This window comes from Caulobacter sp. 05T431 (genome assembly GCF_056665975.1).
In genome coordinates, this window is record NZ_JBFTKU010000001.1 from 116632 (window position 1) to 131356 (window position 14725).

The 14725-nt window shown below is 69.7% G+C and carries 19 protein-coding genes; 10 read left to right on the forward strand and 9 right to left on the reverse strand.

All coding sequences use genetic code 11. From position 1 onward, the window contains the following. Window positions 1-5: 5 nt before the first annotated feature. Together gshB and AC1U89_RS00505 are read right to left on the reverse strand one after the other, a co-directional pair. Window positions 6-953 (reverse strand): glutathione synthase, encoded by a 948-nt coding sequence (gene gshB / locus AC1U89_RS00500; protein ID WP_479897683.1) that lies wholly within the window; start codon window positions 951-953, stop codon window positions 6-8. A gap of 110 nt (window positions 954-1063) precedes the next feature. Continuing rightward, window positions 1064-1636, reverse strand: coding sequence for a DUF308 domain-containing protein (locus AC1U89_RS00505; RefSeq protein ID WP_479897684.1), 573 nt, complete (start codon window positions 1634-1636; stop codon window positions 1064-1066). 144 nt (window positions 1637-1780) lie between these two features. On the opposite strand from AC1U89_RS00505, the gene AC1U89_RS00510 reads away from it, so the two are divergent. Then, on the forward strand, window positions 1781-2257 hold the full coding sequence (locus AC1U89_RS00510) for a MarR family winged helix-turn-helix transcriptional regulator (protein ID WP_479897685.1): 477 nt from the start codon (window positions 1781-1783) through the stop codon (window positions 2255-2257). A gap of 170 nt (window positions 2258-2427) precedes the next feature. Beyond that, window positions 2428-3435, forward strand: a complete 1008-nt coding sequence (locus AC1U89_RS00515; RefSeq protein WP_479897686.1) for a zinc-dependent alcohol dehydrogenase family protein — start codon at window positions 2428-2430, stop codon at window positions 3433-3435. An 84-nt stretch (window positions 3436-3519) separates the two neighbouring features. On the opposite strand, the gene AC1U89_RS00520 is transcribed toward AC1U89_RS00515, so the two are convergent. The 5 genes from AC1U89_RS00520 to rdgB all read right to left on the reverse strand — a co-directional run bounded on the left by AC1U89_RS00520 (window position 3520) and on the right by rdgB (window position 7458). Then, window positions 3520-4335 (reverse strand): SirB1 family protein, encoded by an 816-nt coding sequence (locus AC1U89_RS00520; protein WP_029909086.1) that lies wholly within the window; start codon window positions 4333-4335, stop codon window positions 3520-3522. Then, complete coding sequence (locus AC1U89_RS00525; RefSeq protein WP_479897687.1) at window positions 4332-4745, reverse strand: YraN family protein; 414 nt, start codon at window positions 4743-4745, stop codon at window positions 4332-4334. Before AC1U89_RS00525 ends, AC1U89_RS00520 begins: the two co-directional genes overlap by 4 nt. Next, window positions 4742-5611, reverse strand: a complete 870-nt coding sequence (gene rsmI / locus AC1U89_RS00530; protein ID WP_479897688.1) for a 16S rRNA (cytidine(1402)-2'-O)-methyltransferase — start codon at window positions 5609-5611, stop codon at window positions 4742-4744. Before rsmI ends, AC1U89_RS00525 begins: the two co-directional genes overlap by 4 nt. Window positions 5612-5711: 100 nt before the next feature. Beyond that, the gene (hemW, locus tag AC1U89_RS00535) at window positions 5712-6860 is read right to left on the reverse strand and encodes a radical SAM family heme chaperone HemW (RefSeq protein ID WP_479897689.1); all 1149 of its coding nucleotides are present in this window, start codon (window positions 6858-6860) and stop codon (window positions 5712-5714) included. Further along, entirely contained in the window at window positions 6853-7458 is a 606-nt protein-coding gene (gene rdgB / locus AC1U89_RS00540; RefSeq protein WP_479897690.1) for an RdgB/HAM1 family non-canonical purine NTP pyrophosphatase, read from the reverse strand. Before rdgB ends, hemW begins: the two co-directional genes overlap by 8 nt. 175 nt (window positions 7459-7633) lie before the next feature. Here rdgB and AC1U89_RS00545 point away from each other — a divergent pair, with 175 nt between their 5' ends. From AC1U89_RS00545 to AC1U89_RS00560, 4 genes are all read left to right on the forward strand, one after another. Next, the gene (locus AC1U89_RS00545; protein ID WP_479897691.1) at window positions 7634-7924 is read left to right on the forward strand and encodes a type II toxin-antitoxin system RelE/ParE family toxin; all 291 of its coding nucleotides are present in this window, start codon (window positions 7634-7636) and stop codon (window positions 7922-7924) included. A 45-nt stretch (window positions 7925-7969) separates the two neighbouring features. Continuing rightward, complete coding sequence (locus AC1U89_RS00550) at window positions 7970-8275, forward strand: addiction module antidote protein (RefSeq protein WP_479897692.1); 306 nt, start codon at window positions 7970-7972, stop codon at window positions 8273-8275. Window positions 8276-8665: 390 nt separating this feature from the next. Next, window positions 8666-9199, forward strand: a complete 534-nt coding sequence (locus tag AC1U89_RS00555) for a DUF2975 domain-containing protein (RefSeq protein ID WP_479897693.1) — start codon at window positions 8666-8668, stop codon at window positions 9197-9199. A 23-nt stretch (window positions 9200-9222) separates the two neighbouring features. Beyond that, window positions 9223-9453, forward strand: a complete 231-nt coding sequence (locus AC1U89_RS00560) for a helix-turn-helix domain-containing protein (RefSeq protein WP_029909097.1) — start codon at window positions 9223-9225, stop codon at window positions 9451-9453. A gap of 175 nt (window positions 9454-9628) precedes the next feature. Here the strand turns inward: AC1U89_RS00560 and rph are convergent, their stop codons facing one another. Further along, the gene (rph, locus tag AC1U89_RS00565; protein WP_479897694.1) at window positions 9629-10348 is read right to left on the reverse strand and encodes a ribonuclease PH; all 720 of its coding nucleotides are present in this window, start codon (window positions 10346-10348) and stop codon (window positions 9629-9631) included. Between the two features lie 123 nt (window positions 10349-10471). Between rph and hrcA the strand changes: the two genes are divergently transcribed. After that, the gene (hrcA, locus tag AC1U89_RS00570) at window positions 10472-11548 is read left to right on the forward strand and encodes a heat-inducible transcriptional repressor HrcA (protein ID WP_479897695.1); all 1077 of its coding nucleotides are present in this window, start codon (window positions 10472-10474) and stop codon (window positions 11546-11548) included. Between the two features lie 7 nt (window positions 11549-11555). Beyond that, window positions 11556-12176 carry a nucleotide exchange factor GrpE gene (gene grpE, locus AC1U89_RS00575; RefSeq protein ID WP_479897696.1) on the forward strand — a complete coding sequence of 207 codons (621 nt, stop codon included), beginning with the start codon at window positions 11556-11558 and terminating at the stop codon, window positions 12174-12176. 90 nt (window positions 12177-12266) lie between these two features. On the opposite strand, the gene AC1U89_RS00580 is transcribed toward grpE, so the two are convergent. After that, window positions 12267-12737 (reverse strand): low molecular weight protein-tyrosine-phosphatase, encoded by a 471-nt coding sequence (locus tag AC1U89_RS00580; RefSeq protein ID WP_479897697.1) that lies wholly within the window; start codon window positions 12735-12737, stop codon window positions 12267-12269. A gap of 97 nt (window positions 12738-12834) precedes the next feature. Here AC1U89_RS00580 and msrA point away from each other — a divergent pair, with 97 nt between their 5' ends. Next, window positions 12835-13353, forward strand: a complete 519-nt coding sequence (gene msrA, locus AC1U89_RS00585) for a peptide-methionine (S)-S-oxide reductase MsrA (RefSeq protein WP_479897698.1) — start codon at window positions 12835-12837, stop codon at window positions 13351-13353. Window positions 13354-13491: 138 nt separating this feature from the next. Then, a complete protein-coding gene (gene dnaN, locus AC1U89_RS00590; RefSeq protein ID WP_479897699.1) occupies window positions 13492-14610 on the forward strand; it encodes a DNA polymerase III subunit beta in 1119 nt (372 codons plus the stop codon). The last annotated feature ends 115 nt before the right edge of the window (window positions 14611-14725 follow it).

Consider the following 14725-nt stretch of genomic DNA (forward strand, 5'->3'; position numbering starts at 1 on the left):
AATCCTCAGGTAGAGCTTAGTTCGGCGATCCGATCCCAGAGGATCGCCGCGGCGTCGGCGCCGCCGAACCGCTTGAGTTGCTGGGCCCCGGTCGGCGAGGTGACGTTGATCTCGGTCAGGTACTCTCCGATCACGTCGATGCCCACGAACAGCAAGCCGCGCTTCTTCAGTTCCGGGCCGATGATGGCGCAGAGCTCCAGGTCGCGCGCGGTCAGGTCCACGGCCTCGGCCCGGCCGCCCACCCGCAGGTTGGACCGCACCTGGCCGGCGGCCGGCACGCGGTTGACCGCGCCCACCGGTTCGCCGTGCACCAGCAGGATGCGCTTGTCGCCCTTGCTCACGGCCGGGACGAATTTCTGGGCGATCACCTGCTCGCGGCCGATCATGGCGTGCAGTTCCAGCAGGGCGTCCAGGTTGGGGTCGTCGGCCAGCAGCCGCGCCACGCCCGAGCCGCCGCCGCCGTAGAGCGGCTTGAGCACGATGTCGCCGTGCCGGGCGCGGAAGTCGTAGATCGCCTCGTGGTCGCTGGTGATCAGGGTCGGCGGCTGGACGCCCGGGAAGTCGGTGACGAACAGCTTTTCGGGCGCGTTGCGCACCTCGGCCGGATTGTTCACCACCAGGGTGCGGGGGTGAACCTTCTCCAGGAAGTGGGTGGCGGTGATGTAGGCCATGTCGAACGGCGGATCCTGGCGCATCAGCACCACGTCGACGTCGTCCTTCATGTCCAGGAGCACGGTCTCGCCCAACTCGGCGTGGGCGCCCTGGGTCTTGGTCAGCTTCAGGGGCTGGGCGCGCGCGAACACCCGGCCGTCCTCCATCGACAGCTTGTCGGGCGTGTAGAACCACAGCTTGTGGCCGCGCTGTTGGGCCTCCCACATCATCAGGAAGGTGGTGTCGGTTTCGATATTGATCCCCAGCACGGGGTCCATCTGGACGGCGACTCTCAGCGACATGGGGACTCCGGACGGGCTTGGATCGACTTGGGGGATCGGCTTGGGCGGCGCGGGAGGTCCCGCGCCGCGATTGCCTAGTTAAGGCGGCCCGGCCGCGAATGCGAGGGGCGTCAGGCCGTAGCGCCGCGCCGGCGCGTCTTCAGGGCCAGCAGGATCGCCGAGACCAGGAAGTAGAACGCCCCGAACGCCGCATAAGGCGCGACGATGGCGATAACCGGCATGGCGGGGGCGGCGGCGCTCTTGATGAAGAACCCGCCGGCCAGGGCCGACTGGGCGCCGCTCAGCACCATCGCCCACTGGGCGCCGTAGGTCCGCCAGCGGCGCACGCCGACGGTCAGCTGCAGCAGGCCGGCCAGGACGGCCCAGACGCCGAACAGCACCAGCACCAGGCGCGGGTCGATCCGCAGGGCGGCCAGCACGCCCAGCGCCACCGCGACGCTGACGGCGGTGTTGAGGGCCTGGGGGACATTGGCGCGGAAGCCGCCGTTGGCCTGGGCGTCCCGGGCGTTCGCGAACGCGTCCCAGGCCGGATAGAGCACCAGCAGGACGCCCGCGACGACGGGGTTGGCGACGCCGATCGCGAAGGCGGCCGCCACCCAGGCGGCGGCCACGGCGGCGCGGAGGAGATAGTAGCGCACGAGGGCGGGCGCGGCGGCGCGGGTCTGGATCGTGTCTTGGGCCATGAAGGCCTCCTTCGGGGACGGTTGTCGGGACAGGCCTGGGCCCGCTCTGATGTCACGACATTCGATGTCGCGACAGATAATTGTCGTAGCCGAGGGCCCCGATCCCTGTCGAGTCATTATTTGTCACGACATATAATCTTGCCTATGAGAGACGATCCGAAGGAGCCCTCCGTGTCCGCCCACAAGCTCACGCTCGACGACCAGCTCTGCTTCTCCCTGTACGGGGCCGGCCTGGCGATCAACCGCGCCTACAAGCCGCTGCTGGACGCGCTGGAGATCACCTATCCCCAGTACCTGGTGCTGAGCGCGCTCTGGGAAGTGGACGACCAGAGCGTCGGCGCGATCGCCGAGCGGCTGGGCCTGGACTCCAGCAACGTCACGCCCCTGGTCAAGCGCATGGAGGCGGCCGGCCTGCTGTCGCGCCAGCGCAATCCCGACGACGAGCGCCAGGTGGTGGTCAGCCTGACCGACCACGGCCGCGACCTGCAGGCCCGCAGCGCCTGCCTGGGCCAGACCCTGTTCACCTCGGCCGGGATGAGCGTCGAGCGGCTGATCCAGCTGAACAAGGAGGTGCAGGCCTTCCGCGACTCGGTGGCGCGGTTCGTGGCGGAACAGCACTGACCGGGGACATGCCCTTGCGGCGTGTCCCCATCAGCTAGCGCCGCGCCTGGACTTGGGGACACGCCCAAGGGCATGTCCCCGTCAGCAGGTTGACGTCGCGGCGTGCTTGAAGCGCCGGGCGGCCGGGCCCACGCTCGTTTCGAGGAAACGCTCAAAGCGAGGCCAAGCCCATGAAAGCCATCCAGATCGCGGCCCCCGCCGGCCTCGACGCCCTGCGTCTGGTCGACCTGCCCGAGCCCGACGCCCCGGGACCGGGCGAGATCCTGGTCCGCGTCCGCGCCAGTTCGCTGAACTATCACGACTATCTGGTGGCGCTGGGCGGCATCCCGACGGCCGACGGGCGCATCCCGATGTCCGACGGGGCCGGCGAAGTGCTGGCGGTGGGCGAGGGCGTGACGGGCTTCGCGGTCGGCGACCTGGCGGTCTCGACCTTCTTCCCGCGCTGGCTGGACGGCGAGGCGCCGGACGACGGCTTTTCCGGCGTGCCGGGCGACGGCGCCGACGGCTACGCCCGCGAGCGGGTGGTGGCCCCGGCCACGGCCTTCACCCGCGCGCCCAGAGGCTGGGACCCGGCCGAGGCGGCGACGATCACCTGCGCCGGCGTGACGGCCTGGCGCGGCCTGGTCGCGGACGGCGCGCTGAAGGGCGGCGAGACGGTGCTGGTGCAGGGCACGGGCGGGGTGTCGATCTACGGCCTGCAGATCGCCAAGGCCTTCGGCTGCACGGTGATCGCCACCTCGTCGTCCGACGAGAAGCTGGAGCGGCTCAAGGCCCTGGGGGCCGACCACCTGATCAACTACAAGTCCGAGCCCGAATGGGGCAAGGCGGCGCGCAAGCTGACCGACGGCAGGGGCGTCGACCATATCCTGGAGATCGGCGGGGCCGGCACGATGCCGCAATCGATCGTCGCGGCGCGCAACGGCGGCCACATCGCGCTGATCGGCGTGCTGGCCGGGGTGGCGGGACCGGTGCCGACCGTGGCGATCATGGGCAAGCAGCTGAAGGTGATCGGCCTGACCGTCGGCAGCCGCCGCCACCAACTGGACCTGGTCCGCGCCATCGACGTGGCCGGCTACCGGCCGGTGCTGGACAAGCATTTCCCGCTGGCGGAGCTGGCCGACGCCTTCCGCCACCAGGCCTCGGGCGGCCACTTCGGCAAGATCGTGGTCGACATCTGACGGGGACATGCCCTTGCGGCGTGTCCCCAAGACTTGGCTCCGTGGATGCTGCTGGGGACACGCCGCAAGGGCATGTCCCCGCCCCTAGTTCAGCCGCAGCCGCACGCGCTCCCGCGCTGCCCGGGCGGCGATCGCAGCGCCGCCGTCCAGGACCTGGGCGCGGGACAGGGCCTGCAGCGCCCCGGCCAGGGCGCCCTGGCCCTCGCGGGCGGCGGCGACGTCCAGCCAGGGGTGGTGGTCGGTGGGGTCCAGCAGGGCCCGGCGCAGGGCCGAGCGCTCGGCGCGATGCCAGTCGCGGGCCTGCTGGGCGCGGGCGAAGATGGTGTTCTGCAGGCGGATCAACACGGCGCGATCCGAGATCGGGCTCATCAGCACGTCCAGCTTGGCGGCGACGTCGGGCATCAGGCCGGTGCGCAGGGCCCGGCGCGACAGCTCGGACGGCAGCACCACCCGCCCCTCGCTGAACGGGTCCAGCGCCAGCGGCCCCTCCTCGGTCTCGATGCGCAGCAGGAAGTGGCCCGGGAAGTCGACGCCGTGCAGGTCCAGGCCGCAGGCCCGACCGGCGTGCAGGTAGAACACCCCCAGCGTCACCGGCAGGCCCTTGCGGCGGTCGGCCACGGCGATGACGTCGGCGTTGTCGGGATGGTCGTAGGTGATCAGGTCGCCCGACAGGCGCAGGTCGCCGGCCATGGTCTCGGCCAGGGCCTCCTCGGGCGACTCGCCCTTCAGCCGCTCGGTCAGGCGGGCGATCGAGGCCTTGGCCATGTCGAGCACCGGGGCCAGGTCGCGGTCGGGATCGTCGTGCACGGCGCAGGCCAGGGCGGCGTCGAACAGGGGGAAGGCCTTGTCCGAGCACTCCCCGGCGCTGGTCAGCAGGGCTTCGGCCTCTTCCCGCGTCATTGGTCTTCCGCCCAGGCGTTGGGGACGTGACGCGGGCGACGCCCGGGGGCCAGGGCGATCAGGTCCAGGCGCACCGTCGCCTCGCGCAGACCGGCGCGATGCGCGGCGATGTGCGCCCCGGCGCGACGCAGGCGAGCCCTCTGCTCGTAGGTCACCGCTTCCAGCGCGGCCTCCAGACTGGTTCGGCTCTTGACCTCCACAACGGCCAGCACGCCGCCGCGTTGCGCCAGCAGGTCGATCTCGCCCAGCGGCGTGGCCAGGCGGAAGCCCAGGATCCTATAGCCCTTGGCCATCAGCCACAGGGCCGCGACCACCTCGGCGCGCCGCCCCGACAGCCGCGCGGCCGCGCCGCGCGCCTGCCGTTCCGGTCGGATCGGACGTTCTGGGCGGGCGGGACGGGCCGGGCTCATCCGGCCTCCTTCATGGCCAGGGCCTGGCGGTAGAGGTCCTTGCGCGACAGGCCCAGGGCCTTGGCGACCTCGGACGCGGCCTCGCCCAGCGGCAGGCGGGTCATGGCCTCGCGCAGGGCGGTCTCGGCGTCGGCGGCGGTGGCGACCTCGTCCTCGCCGGGACCGACCAGGATGACGATCTCGCCCTTGGGGGCCTCGAACCGCGGATCGGCGGCCAGGACGTCGAGCGCCCCGCGGATGCAGGTCTCGTAGAGCTTGGTCAGCTCGCGGGCCACCGCGCCGGGGCGCGGGCCGAACACGGCGGCCATGTCGGCCAGGCTGTCGGCCACCCGTGAGGCGCCCTCGTAGAAGATCAGGGTGGCGCGGACATTGGCCAGGTCCTCGAAGAACGCCTTGCGCGCGACGGTCTTGGTCGGGGGGAAGCCGGCGAACAGGAAGCGGTCGGTGGGCAGGCCGGCCAGGGTCAGGGCCGCGAGGGCCGCCGAGGCGCCGGGGATCGGGAACACGGCGTGGCCGGCCGCGATGGCCGCCTGGGCCAGGCGCGAGCCGGGGTCGGAGACCATCGGCGTGCCGGCGTCCGAGACCAGGGCGATCCGCTCGCCGGCCTCCAGTCGCTCCAGGATGCGCGGCGTCTCGCGGTCGGCCACGTGCTCGTCATAGCGCTGCAACTTCTTGGAGATGGCGTAGGCGGCCAGCAGCTTGCCCGACACCCGGGTGTCCTCGGCCAACAGCACGTCGCAGCCGTTCAGCACGTCCAGGGCCCGCAGGGTGATGTCGCGCAGGTTCCCGATCGGCGTCGCCACGAGATACAGCCCCGGCGCCAGGGGCGCGTCGGACAGGGCGGGCGGGGGAAGCTGGCGGCTCAAGGGCGGACTTTCCGACAGACTGGGCCCGAGGAGACTGGGGACCGACACGAACAAAGGCGCCGACGACGCGGGTTACGCAAGACCATGGTCGACAGGGTTATCAGGTCGCGAGCAGTCCTGTCAGCCGGTCCAAGACAAGACGGCCGGACCGTGTGGCCCGAAGCCTGATCCTATCGTCCACGAGAAGATTTGCTTCAACCAGAGATTTCACCCGGGGCGTGTCCGGCGACAAGTCCAAGGCGGCGACCTCGGCGAAGGCCACGCCGTCGTCGATGCGCAGGCCCAGCAGCAGCCGCTCCTCGGCTGCCTCCAGCGGCGTCAACGCCTCGCGCTCGAAGCCGACGCCGGTCTCGGCGACCGCGCGGACATAGTCGGCGATCCCCCGCCGGGCCGTGGTCGCCAGCTTTCCCTCGGCCAAGGTCAGGCGGCCGTGGGCCCCGGGACCGACGCCGACATAGTCGACGCCGCGCCAGTAGACGAGGTTGTGGCGCGAGCGGGCGGCCTGACCCCGGGCGTGGTTGGACACCTCGTAGGCGTCGAAGCCGGCGGCCTCCAGCACGGCCTGGGTGGTCTCGAACAGGGCGGCGGCCAGGTCCTCGTCGGGCGGGACCAGCTTGCCCCGGCCCACGGCGCGGTCGAAGGCGGTGCCCGCCTCGATGGTCAGCTGGTAGGGCGAGACATGTTCGGGGCCCATGGCCAACAGGGCCGACAGCTCGGCCGCCCAGGCCTCCACGGTCTGGCCCGGCAGCGCGTAGATCAAGTCGGCCGACAGGCGCGGGAAGGCCTTGGCCGCCACGGCCAGGGCCCGCCGGGCCGAGCCTGCGTCGTGGTTGCGGCCCAGCAGCTTCAGCGCCGCGTCGTCCAGGGCCTGGACGCCCAGCGACAGCCGCGCCACGCCGGCCGAGGCCAGGGCCTCGAAGCGGTCGGTCTCGGCGTCGGTCGGATTGGCCTCGAGGCTGATCTCCAGGTCGTCGGCCGGAGTCCATAGCGCCTTGGCGGTCTCGATCACCCGGGCGACCTGGGCGGGGTCCATCAGCGAGGGCGTGCCGCCGCCGAAGAAGATCGACAGCAGCCGGCGCGGGCCGGTCAGCTCACGCTGGGCCTTCAGGTCGGCGACGATGGCGTCGGCCAGGGCCGCCTGCTCGTCGGTCCGCCCCCGGTCGCGCACGACGTTGAAGTCGCAATAGGGGCAGATGCGCGAGCAGTAGGGCCAGTGGACATAGACCCCCAGCGCGGGAAGGTCAGTCAAACAGCGCCGCCTTCAGCTTCTCGAACGCCACGGCGCGGTGGCTCATGGCGTCCTTGGCGGCCGGGTCCATCTCGCCGAAGGTCTGGTCGAAGCCGTTGGGGATGAAGATCGGGTCGTAGCCGAAGCCCCGGTCGCCGCGCGGCGGGAAGGTCAGGGTCCCGTGGACCTCGCCCTGCACCACCACCGCCGGGCCACCGTTGGGCCACGCGACCGCGAGGGCGCAGGTGAACCAGGCCGAACGATCCTCCGAGCCGGTCTCCTCGATCCGCTCGGCGACCTTGTCCATGGCCACGGCGAAGTCCTTGGACGGCCCGGCCCAGCGCGCCGAATAGATGCCCGGCGCGCCGTCCAGGGCGGCGACGGACACGCCCGAATCGTCGGCCAGGGCGATCTGGCCCGACAGGTCGGCGGCGTGGCGGGCCTTGAGCAGGGCGTTGCCCACGAAGGTGGTCTCGGTCTCGTCCGGCTCGGGGATGTTCAGCGAGCCGGCCGCCAGCACCTCGAAGCGGCCGTCCAGCAGGGCGGCCAGTTCCTTGGCCTTGCCCGGATTATGGGTCGCCGCGACGAGCTTCGTTCCCGCTTCCAGCTTCAGCGTCATCGCGTCTCTCCTCTGGGACAATTCAAATACGGCTTCTCTACTCCTCCATGTCGCCCTTCGCCCGCAAGGTTCGCGTGGCGGCTTTCCGATTTCCGACGAGCGCGCAGGGCCGCTTCGTATCTCATAGGATACATTTTGCTTGCAGCGCGAACGTATCCTATGGGATACAGTCACCATGATCGAGGTTCGCGTCACCGACGAGTTCACCGAATGGTTCGAGGGCCTGAAGGACGCTCGCGCCGTCCATGCGATCACGGCCCGTTTGAGCCGCTTCAGCCACGGCTTGATGGGCGATGTCCGTCCGGTCGGCGAAGGGGTCAGCGAGGCCCGCGTGCATTACGGACCAGGCTTCAGGATTTACTTCGTCCAGCGGGGCGACGTCCTGATCGTGGTGCTCTGCGGAGGCGACAAACGAACACAAGACAGGGACATCGAAAGAGCCAAGGCCCTGGCGAGCGGGCTCTAAACCTCGCCAACCGGGTTTCGCCGACCCGCAACCGAGAGACATGTGATGACCAGCACCAAGACGACGCCGTTCGACGCGGCGAAATACATCGACACTCCCGAGGCCGTGGCCGCTTTCCTGGAGGACGCGCTCGCGACCGGCGACGCCGGCTATGTCGCGCACGCACTGGGCGTCCTCGCCCGATCCAAGGGCATGACGTCTGTCGCTGAGAAGACCGGTCTGGGACGCGAGAGCCTGTACAAGGGCCTGAAGGAAGGCGGGAATCCCCAGTTGGAGACCGTGTTGAAGATCGTGGCTGCGCTTGGCCTCCGGCTGAAACCCGCCCCGGCCGAGGTGGACGACGCCGCCTAGCCCGCCCGCCGCCATGGTGTCCCCGGCGCCACACCTTGGATAATCTGTTCGATGAGCGCGATCATTACAGAGGTTTAATATCGTTTATCGATAAGCGACATTGGCGGTCGTGGAATCGCTCCCTATGTTCGCCGCATGGGAGAAACGCCATGTCGGCGCGGTCCCGCCCCACCGATCCGAAGGCCCGCCATGTCCGCCGCCAGACTGTTCCGCATCGTCGACGCCGTCGCCACCCGCCTGGCCACGCTGACGCTGATCGCCGGTCTGCCGCTCGCCGCCGTGACCTTCGCGATCAAGACCTTCTGACCCCGGACAAGAGCTCGCCTTTGACCCGTCCCGATCCGCCGGGGCATGGTCGGCGTTTCTGTGTGAGGGGAAGGGGAAGAGCGGATGCGCGCCTTGGGGCCTGGCTCGGTGTCGAGCTTCCTGAAGATCATCCTGGACGTGATCTATGTGGGCCTGTGGGTCTGGGTCAGCCTGCTGGCGATCTTCACGGTCGCGGTGCTGCTGCTCAGCTTCAATCCCGAACTGATCACCTCGAAACTGCATATCGGCAGCTCGATCGACGAGCTGATCAGCAAGGGGCCGTTGTTCGCCGGGGCCCTGGGGGCCTGGGCCCTGCTGTCGGGCGGCTGGATGGTGATCGTCGAGCGCCTGCGGCGGGTGTTCTCGACCCTGACCGCCGGCGACCCGTTCCATCCGGACAATGTCCGCCGCCTGCGGGTGGTGGGCCTGGTCCTGGCCGCTCTGGAGATCGGCCACTACATCTTCGCCGCCCTGGCCAAGTGGCTGGCGCCGGACACCAAGATGATCGACGGCTCGTTCAGCCTCAGCGCCTGGTTCCCGGTCCTGGTGGTGTTCGTCCTGGCCGAGGTCTTCCGCGAGGGCGCGCGCCTTCGACGGGAGGCCGAACTGACAATCTGACCCCGCGGAGACTTTAGATTCCCATGGCCATCCGCGTGCAACTGGACCGCATCCTGCTGGAAAGGCGGATGTCGCTGACCGAGCTGTCGGACCGGGTCGGCGTGACGATCGCCAACCTGTCGATCCTCAAGACCGGCAAGGCCCGCGCCGTGCGCTTCACGACGCTGGACGCCCTGTGCCGCGAGCTGAACTGCCAGCCTGGGGACCTGATGACGTACGAGCCGGGGCCGGGGGAGGCCCACGAGGAGGATTGACCTGATCCTTCGCCCCTTGCGGGAGAAGGTGGCGCGGAGCGCCGGATGAGGGGTCTCTCAGATAGAAAAGCCGCGATCAGCCGAAAGGCCGATCGCGGCTTTTGCGTTCTTCAACCCCTCACCCGACCCCACTGCGTGGGGCCACCCTCTCCCGCAAGGGGAGAGGGATAGGGGGTTACTTCCCCGAAACCGCTTCGCGCTGCTTGATGAACAGCTCGCCAATGCCTTTCTCGGCCAGGGCGAACAGCTGCTCGAACTCGGCGCGGGTGAAGCCGCGCTTCTCGCCGGTGGCCTGGATCTCGACGATGTCGCCGGCGTTGGTCAGCACGAAGTTGCTGTCGGCCTCGGCGCTGCTGTCTTCCTCGTAGTCGAGGTCGAGCACCGGGGCGTCCTTGTAGACGCCGCAGGAAACGGCCGCGACCTGGCCGAGGATCGGGTCGGTCTTCAGCACGCCTTCCTCGATCAGGTAGTTGACCGCGATGCGCAGGGCGACCCAGGCGCCGGTGATGGCGGCGGTGCGGGTGCCGCCGTCGGCCTGGATGACGTCGCAATCCAGGCTGATCTGGCGCTCGCCCAGGGCCTTCAGGTCGACCACGGCGCGCAAGCTGCGGCCGATCAGGCGCTGGATCTCCTGGGTGCGGCCGCTCTGCTTGCCCTGGGCGGCTTCACGGCGACCGCGCGTATGCGTGGCCCGGGGAAGCATGCCGTATTCGGCCGTGACCCAGCCGGCGCCCTTGTTGCGCATCCAGCCGGGGACGCTTTCCTCGACCGTGGCGGTGACCAGCACCTTGGTGTGGCCGAAGCTGACCAGGCACGAGCCTTCGGCGTAGCGGTTGACGCCGGTTTCCAGCGTGACGTCTCGCGTTTGATCTGGGGCGCGTTCGGACGGACGCATGGGAAACTCCGGGGCTTTGCGTGATAGGATGGGGCCGCTTATCCTAGTTAAGACGGTCGTCCAATCCCGTCGAAACCCGAGGGACCCGCCCAAGGGACTCTGGCGGGCGCGTTCGAAGGCTACATGACACAGCTCTTTTCGGGGTTTTCCGCTCAGACTCCCAGCCTCACGGACCTGGACGCCCGCGCCCGCGACATCTTCCGGCGGGTGGTCGAATCCTATCTGGAGACCGGCGAACCGGTCGGATCGCGGACGATCTCACGCGGCGGGGTGCAGCTGTCGCCGGCCTCGATCCGCAACACCATGCAGGACCTGGCCCAGCTGGGCCTGCTGGACGCTCCCCACACCAGCGCCGGCCGCATCCCCACCCATGCGGGCCTGCGGATGTTCGTCGACGGCCTGCTGGAGGTGGGCGACATCGGCGAGGAGGAGCGGCGCACTATCGAGTCGCGGCTGTTCGCCCACGGCCGCTCGTTCGAGGAAGCCATGGGCGAGGCCAGCGCCATCCTGTCGGGCCTGGCCGGCGGCGCCGGGGTGGTGGTCGCGCCGGTCCGCGAGGGCGGGGTCAAGCACGTGGAGTTCGTGGCCCTGGGCGCCGACCAGGCCCTGGCGATTATGGTGTTMGACGACGGGGCGGTGGAGAACCGGCTGATGCGCCGCGCCGCCGGCGTCACCCCGGCCGCCCTGCAGGAGGCGTCGAACTTCCTCAACGCCCGCCTGCACGGCCGCACCCTGCACGAGGCCAAGGTCGAGATGGCCGCCGAGCTGGACACCGCCCGGCGTGAACTGGACGCCGCGGCGGCGCGTTTGGTCGAGGACGGCCTGGCCGCCTGGAGCGGCGGCGAGGAGCCCGATCGCGCCCTGATCGTGCGGGGCCGCGCCAACCTGCTGGCCGACGCCAGCGCCCGGGAGGACCTGGAGCGCGTGCGCCGGCTGTTCGACGACCTGGAACAGAAGGGCCAGTTGATCGGCCTGCTGGACGACGTGAGGACGGCCGAGGGCGTGCGCATTTTCATCGGGGCCGAAACGCGACTCTTTTCGCTTTCGGGTTCCTCCCTGATCGCGGCGCCCTATATGACGGGCCGACAGAAGGTGCTGGGGGCGATCGGCGTGATCGGCCCCACCCGCTTGAACTACGCTCGGGTGATCCCGCTGGTGGACTATACCGCCCGGGTGCTCGGGCGGATGATGGACGGATGAGGACTAGATGACCGACGAACAAACGCCGGCCGAGGACGTGGCCTTCGAGGCCGACGACGCCGCGCAGGAAATCGAGGCGCTGCAGCTGGAAGTGGCCGCCCTGAAGGACCAGGCGCTGCGCTTCGCCGCCGAGGCCGAGAACACCAAGCGCCGGGCCGAGCGCGAGATGAACGACGCCCGCGCCTACGCGATCCAGAAATTCGCCCGCGACCTGCTGGGCGTGGCCGACAACCTGTCGCGCGCCACCGCCCACAGCCCGCGCGAGTCGCAGGACGCGGCGGTCAGCAACTTCATCATCGGCGTCGAGATGACCGAGAAGGAGCTGCAGGGCGCCTTCGAGCGCAACGGCCTGAAGAAGATCGACCCGACCAAGGGCGAAAAGTTCGATCCCCACCTGCACCAGGCGGTGATGGAGCAGCCCTCGGACGAGGTCGCCGCCGGCGGCGTCATCCAGGTGCTGCAGGCCGGCTACGAGCTGATGGGCCGCCTGGTCCGCCCGGCCATGGTCGCCGTGGCCGCCAAGGGCTCGACCGGCCCGGAAGCGCCGAGCGAGCCGACGGCCGGGGCCGCGAACCCGTACGCCAGCACCGGCGCGGATACGGGTGGGTCGTTCGACACGAAGGCCTGAGTTCGGCCTGAGCTCCAATTTCGTTGTCATCCCGGAAGCCCCGCAGGGGCTGTCCGGGATGACAACCTTTGTGATGGGCTGGAAGAGCGTTCAGCCCTCCCCCTCGATCAAGTCCGCCAGCCCCCTGCCCCCCGCCACCGCATCGGCCCAGGTCACGTCGAACCCGGCGTCGTCGCCGTAGTACGGGTCGGCCACCGACTTGCCGTGGCGGCCTTCCACCGTATCCAGCAGCAACAGCAGCGCCGCCGTCCCGTCCGAGGGCCGGATGCGCTTGAGGTCGGCGAGGTTGTCGCGGTCCAGCGCCACCACGTGCGTGAACCGGCGGAAGTCCTCGGGCTTCACCTGGCGGCCGCGATAGCCCRCGATGTCGACGCCGTTGCGCAGCGCCACGGCCTGGGCCCGGCGGTCGGGCGGATCGCCGACGTGCCAGGATCCGGTCCCGGCCGAATCGATCTCGACCTCCAGCCCGCGCCGTTCGGCCTCGAGGCGGAAGGCCGCCTCGGCCAGGGGCGAGCGGCAGATGTTTCCGAGGCAGACGAACAGGACAGCGGAACGCGGCACGGGCGACCTTTCGCGACGGGAAGCGCCGGCTTGCGCACGGCCCCGGCAAGCCCAACATGTAGCCTCGCCCATTCCCCTGACGAAAGGCCGACTTCCCATGACCACGCAAACCGCGATCCTCGCCGGCGGCTGCTTCTGGGGCGTCCAGGACCTGCTGCGCCGCTATCCCGGGGTCTTGAAGACCCGCGTCGGCTATTCCGGCGGCGACGTGCCCAACGCCACCTATCGCAACCACGGCACCCACGCCGAGGCGATCGAGATCGTCTTCGACCCCGACCTGATCAGCTATCGTCGGATCCTGGAGTTCTTCTTCCAGATCCACGACCCCACCACCCTGAACCGCCAGGGCAACGACAGGGGCCTCAGCTACCGCTCGGCGATCTTCTACCTGGACGACGAGCAGAAGCGCGTGGCCGAGGAGACCATCGAGGACGTCGACGCCTCGGGCCTGTGGCCGGGCAAGGTGGTGACCGAGGTCGCCCCCGCCGGTCCCTTCTGGGAGGCCGAACCCGAGCACCAGGATTATCTGGAACGCATCCCCAACGGCTACACCTGCCACTTCATCCGGCCGGACTGGAAGCTGCCGACCAAGGCCGAACGCGAGATCGTCGGCTAGACTGTCGCTCCAGTGCGCATTTCGCCGCGGCCGGGCCTTCCCCCGGTCGCGGTTTGCGCTAATGTCGCAAGTCCATTCATTGCGGGGCCACGGGGGGATTCTCTCTGACGGCGGCGGCCCCGGGACCTGGACCGAGATATGAAGCTTACCATCGAGCGGGCGGCGCTGCTGAAGGCGCTGGGTCACGTGCAGAGCGTCGTCGAACGCCGCAACACCATCCCGATCCTGTCGAACATCCTGCTGTCGGCCGACCGCGACACCCTGTCGTTCTCGGCCACCGACCTGGACATGGAGATCATCGACGAGGGCCTGGCCCAGATCGACGTGCCCGGCCAGATCACCGCCCCGGCCCACACGCTCTATGAAATCGTCCGCAAGCTGCCCGACGGCTCGGACGTCTCGCTCAGCTTCAGCGGCGACGACCCGCGCCTGGTGATCCAGGCCGGCCGCTCGCGCTTCAACTTGCCGGTCMTGCCGGCCGGCGACTTCCCGGTCATGAGCAGCGACGGCCTGTCGGGCCGCATCTCGGTCGACACCAACGAGCTGATCCGGCTGATCGACAAGACCCGCTTCGCGATCTCGACCGAAGAGACCCGCTACTACCTGAACGGCCTGTACCTCCACACCGTCAACGACGGCGGGACGACCAAGCTGCGCGCCGTGGCCACCGACGGCCACCGCCTGGCCCTGGCCGAGATGGACGCCCCCGAGGGCGCCGCCGGCCTACCCGGCGTGATCGTGCCCCGCAAGACCATCCAGGAGGCCCGCCGCCTGATGGAATCGGCCGGCGAACAGGTCGACCTGCAGATCAGCGCCCAGAAGATCCGATTCGAGTTCGGCCGCGCGGCCCTGACTTCCAAGGTCATCGACGGCGCCTTCCCGGACTATCTGCGCGTCATCCCGCGTGACAACGCCAAGATCCTGACCCTGGACAACGACCTGTTCGCCAAGGCCGTCGACCGGGTGGCCACCATCTCGGCCGAGAAGAGCCGCTCGGTGAAGCTGGCCGTCGAGCCGGGCCGCATCACCCTGACCGTGCGCAACATGGAAGCCGGCCAGGCCGTGGAAGAGGTCGAGGTCGACTACGACGGCGAGGCCTTCGAGATCGGCTTCAACGCCCGCTACCTGCTGGACGTCTGCGGCCAGATCGGCGGCCCGATCGCCGAGTTCCGCTTCGCCGACCCGGCCTCGCCCACCCTGGTGGTCGATCCGACGGACCCGGGCGTGAAGTACGTGCTGATGCCGCTGCGGGTCTAGGGGCTCACCTTGGTCCTTGAGGAAACGGGCGCTCAGGCGCCCGTTTTGCTGTCCGGCGGACACTTGCCTCTACGGACCGTTTCGCGGCGGCGCGAGGGGCTTGAGGCGAGGCTAA

Coding starts and splice junctions, on each gene's coding strand:
- AC1U89_RS00545 (WP_479897691.1), top strand. CDS start 7,634: ATGATCGAGGTTCGCGTCACCGACGAGTTCACCGAATGGTTCGAGGGC.
- AC1U89_RS00525 (WP_479897687.1), bottom strand. CDS start 4,745: ATGAGCCCGGCCCGTCCCGCCCGCCCAGAACGTCCGATCCGACCGGAA.
- AC1U89_RS00550 (WP_479897692.1), top strand. CDS start 7,970: ATGACCAGCACCAAGACGACGCCGTTCGACGCGGCGAAATACATCGAC.
- AC1U89_RS00560 (WP_029909097.1), top strand. CDS start 9,223: ATGGCCATCCGCGTGCAACTGGACCGCATCCTGCTGGAAAGGCGGATG.
- rdgB (WP_479897690.1), bottom strand. CDS start 7,458: ATGACGCTGAAGCTGGAAGCGGGAACGAAGCTCGTCGCGGCGACCCAT.
- AC1U89_RS00520 (WP_029909086.1), bottom strand. CDS start 4,335: ATGACGCGGGAAGAGGCCGAAGCCCTGCTGACCAGCGCCGGGGAGTGC.
- AC1U89_RS00510 (WP_479897685.1), top strand. CDS start 1,781: ATGAGAGACGATCCGAAGGAGCCCTCCGTGTCCGCCCACAAGCTCACG.
- AC1U89_RS00555 (WP_479897693.1), top strand. CDS start 8,666: ATGCGCGCCTTGGGGCCTGGCTCGGTGTCGAGCTTCCTGAAGATCATC.
- msrA (WP_479897698.1), top strand. CDS start 12,835: ATGACCACGCAAACCGCGATCCTCGCCGGCGGCTGCTTCTGGGGCGTC.
- rph (WP_479897694.1), bottom strand. CDS start 10,348: ATGCGTCCGTCCGAACGCGCCCCAGATCAAACGCGAGACGTCACGCTG.
- AC1U89_RS00515 (WP_479897686.1), top strand. CDS start 2,428: ATGAAAGCCATCCAGATCGCGGCCCCCGCCGGCCTCGACGCCCTGCGT.
- gshB (WP_479897683.1), bottom strand. CDS start 953: ATGTCGCTGAGAGTCGCCGTCCAGATGGACCCCGTGCTGGGGATCAAT.
- grpE (WP_479897696.1), top strand. CDS start 11,556: ATGACCGACGAACAAACGCCGGCCGAGGACGTGGCCTTCGAGGCCGAC.
- AC1U89_RS00505 (WP_479897684.1), bottom strand. CDS start 1,636: ATGGCCCAAGACACGATCCAGACCCGCGCCGCCGCGCCCGCCCTCGTG.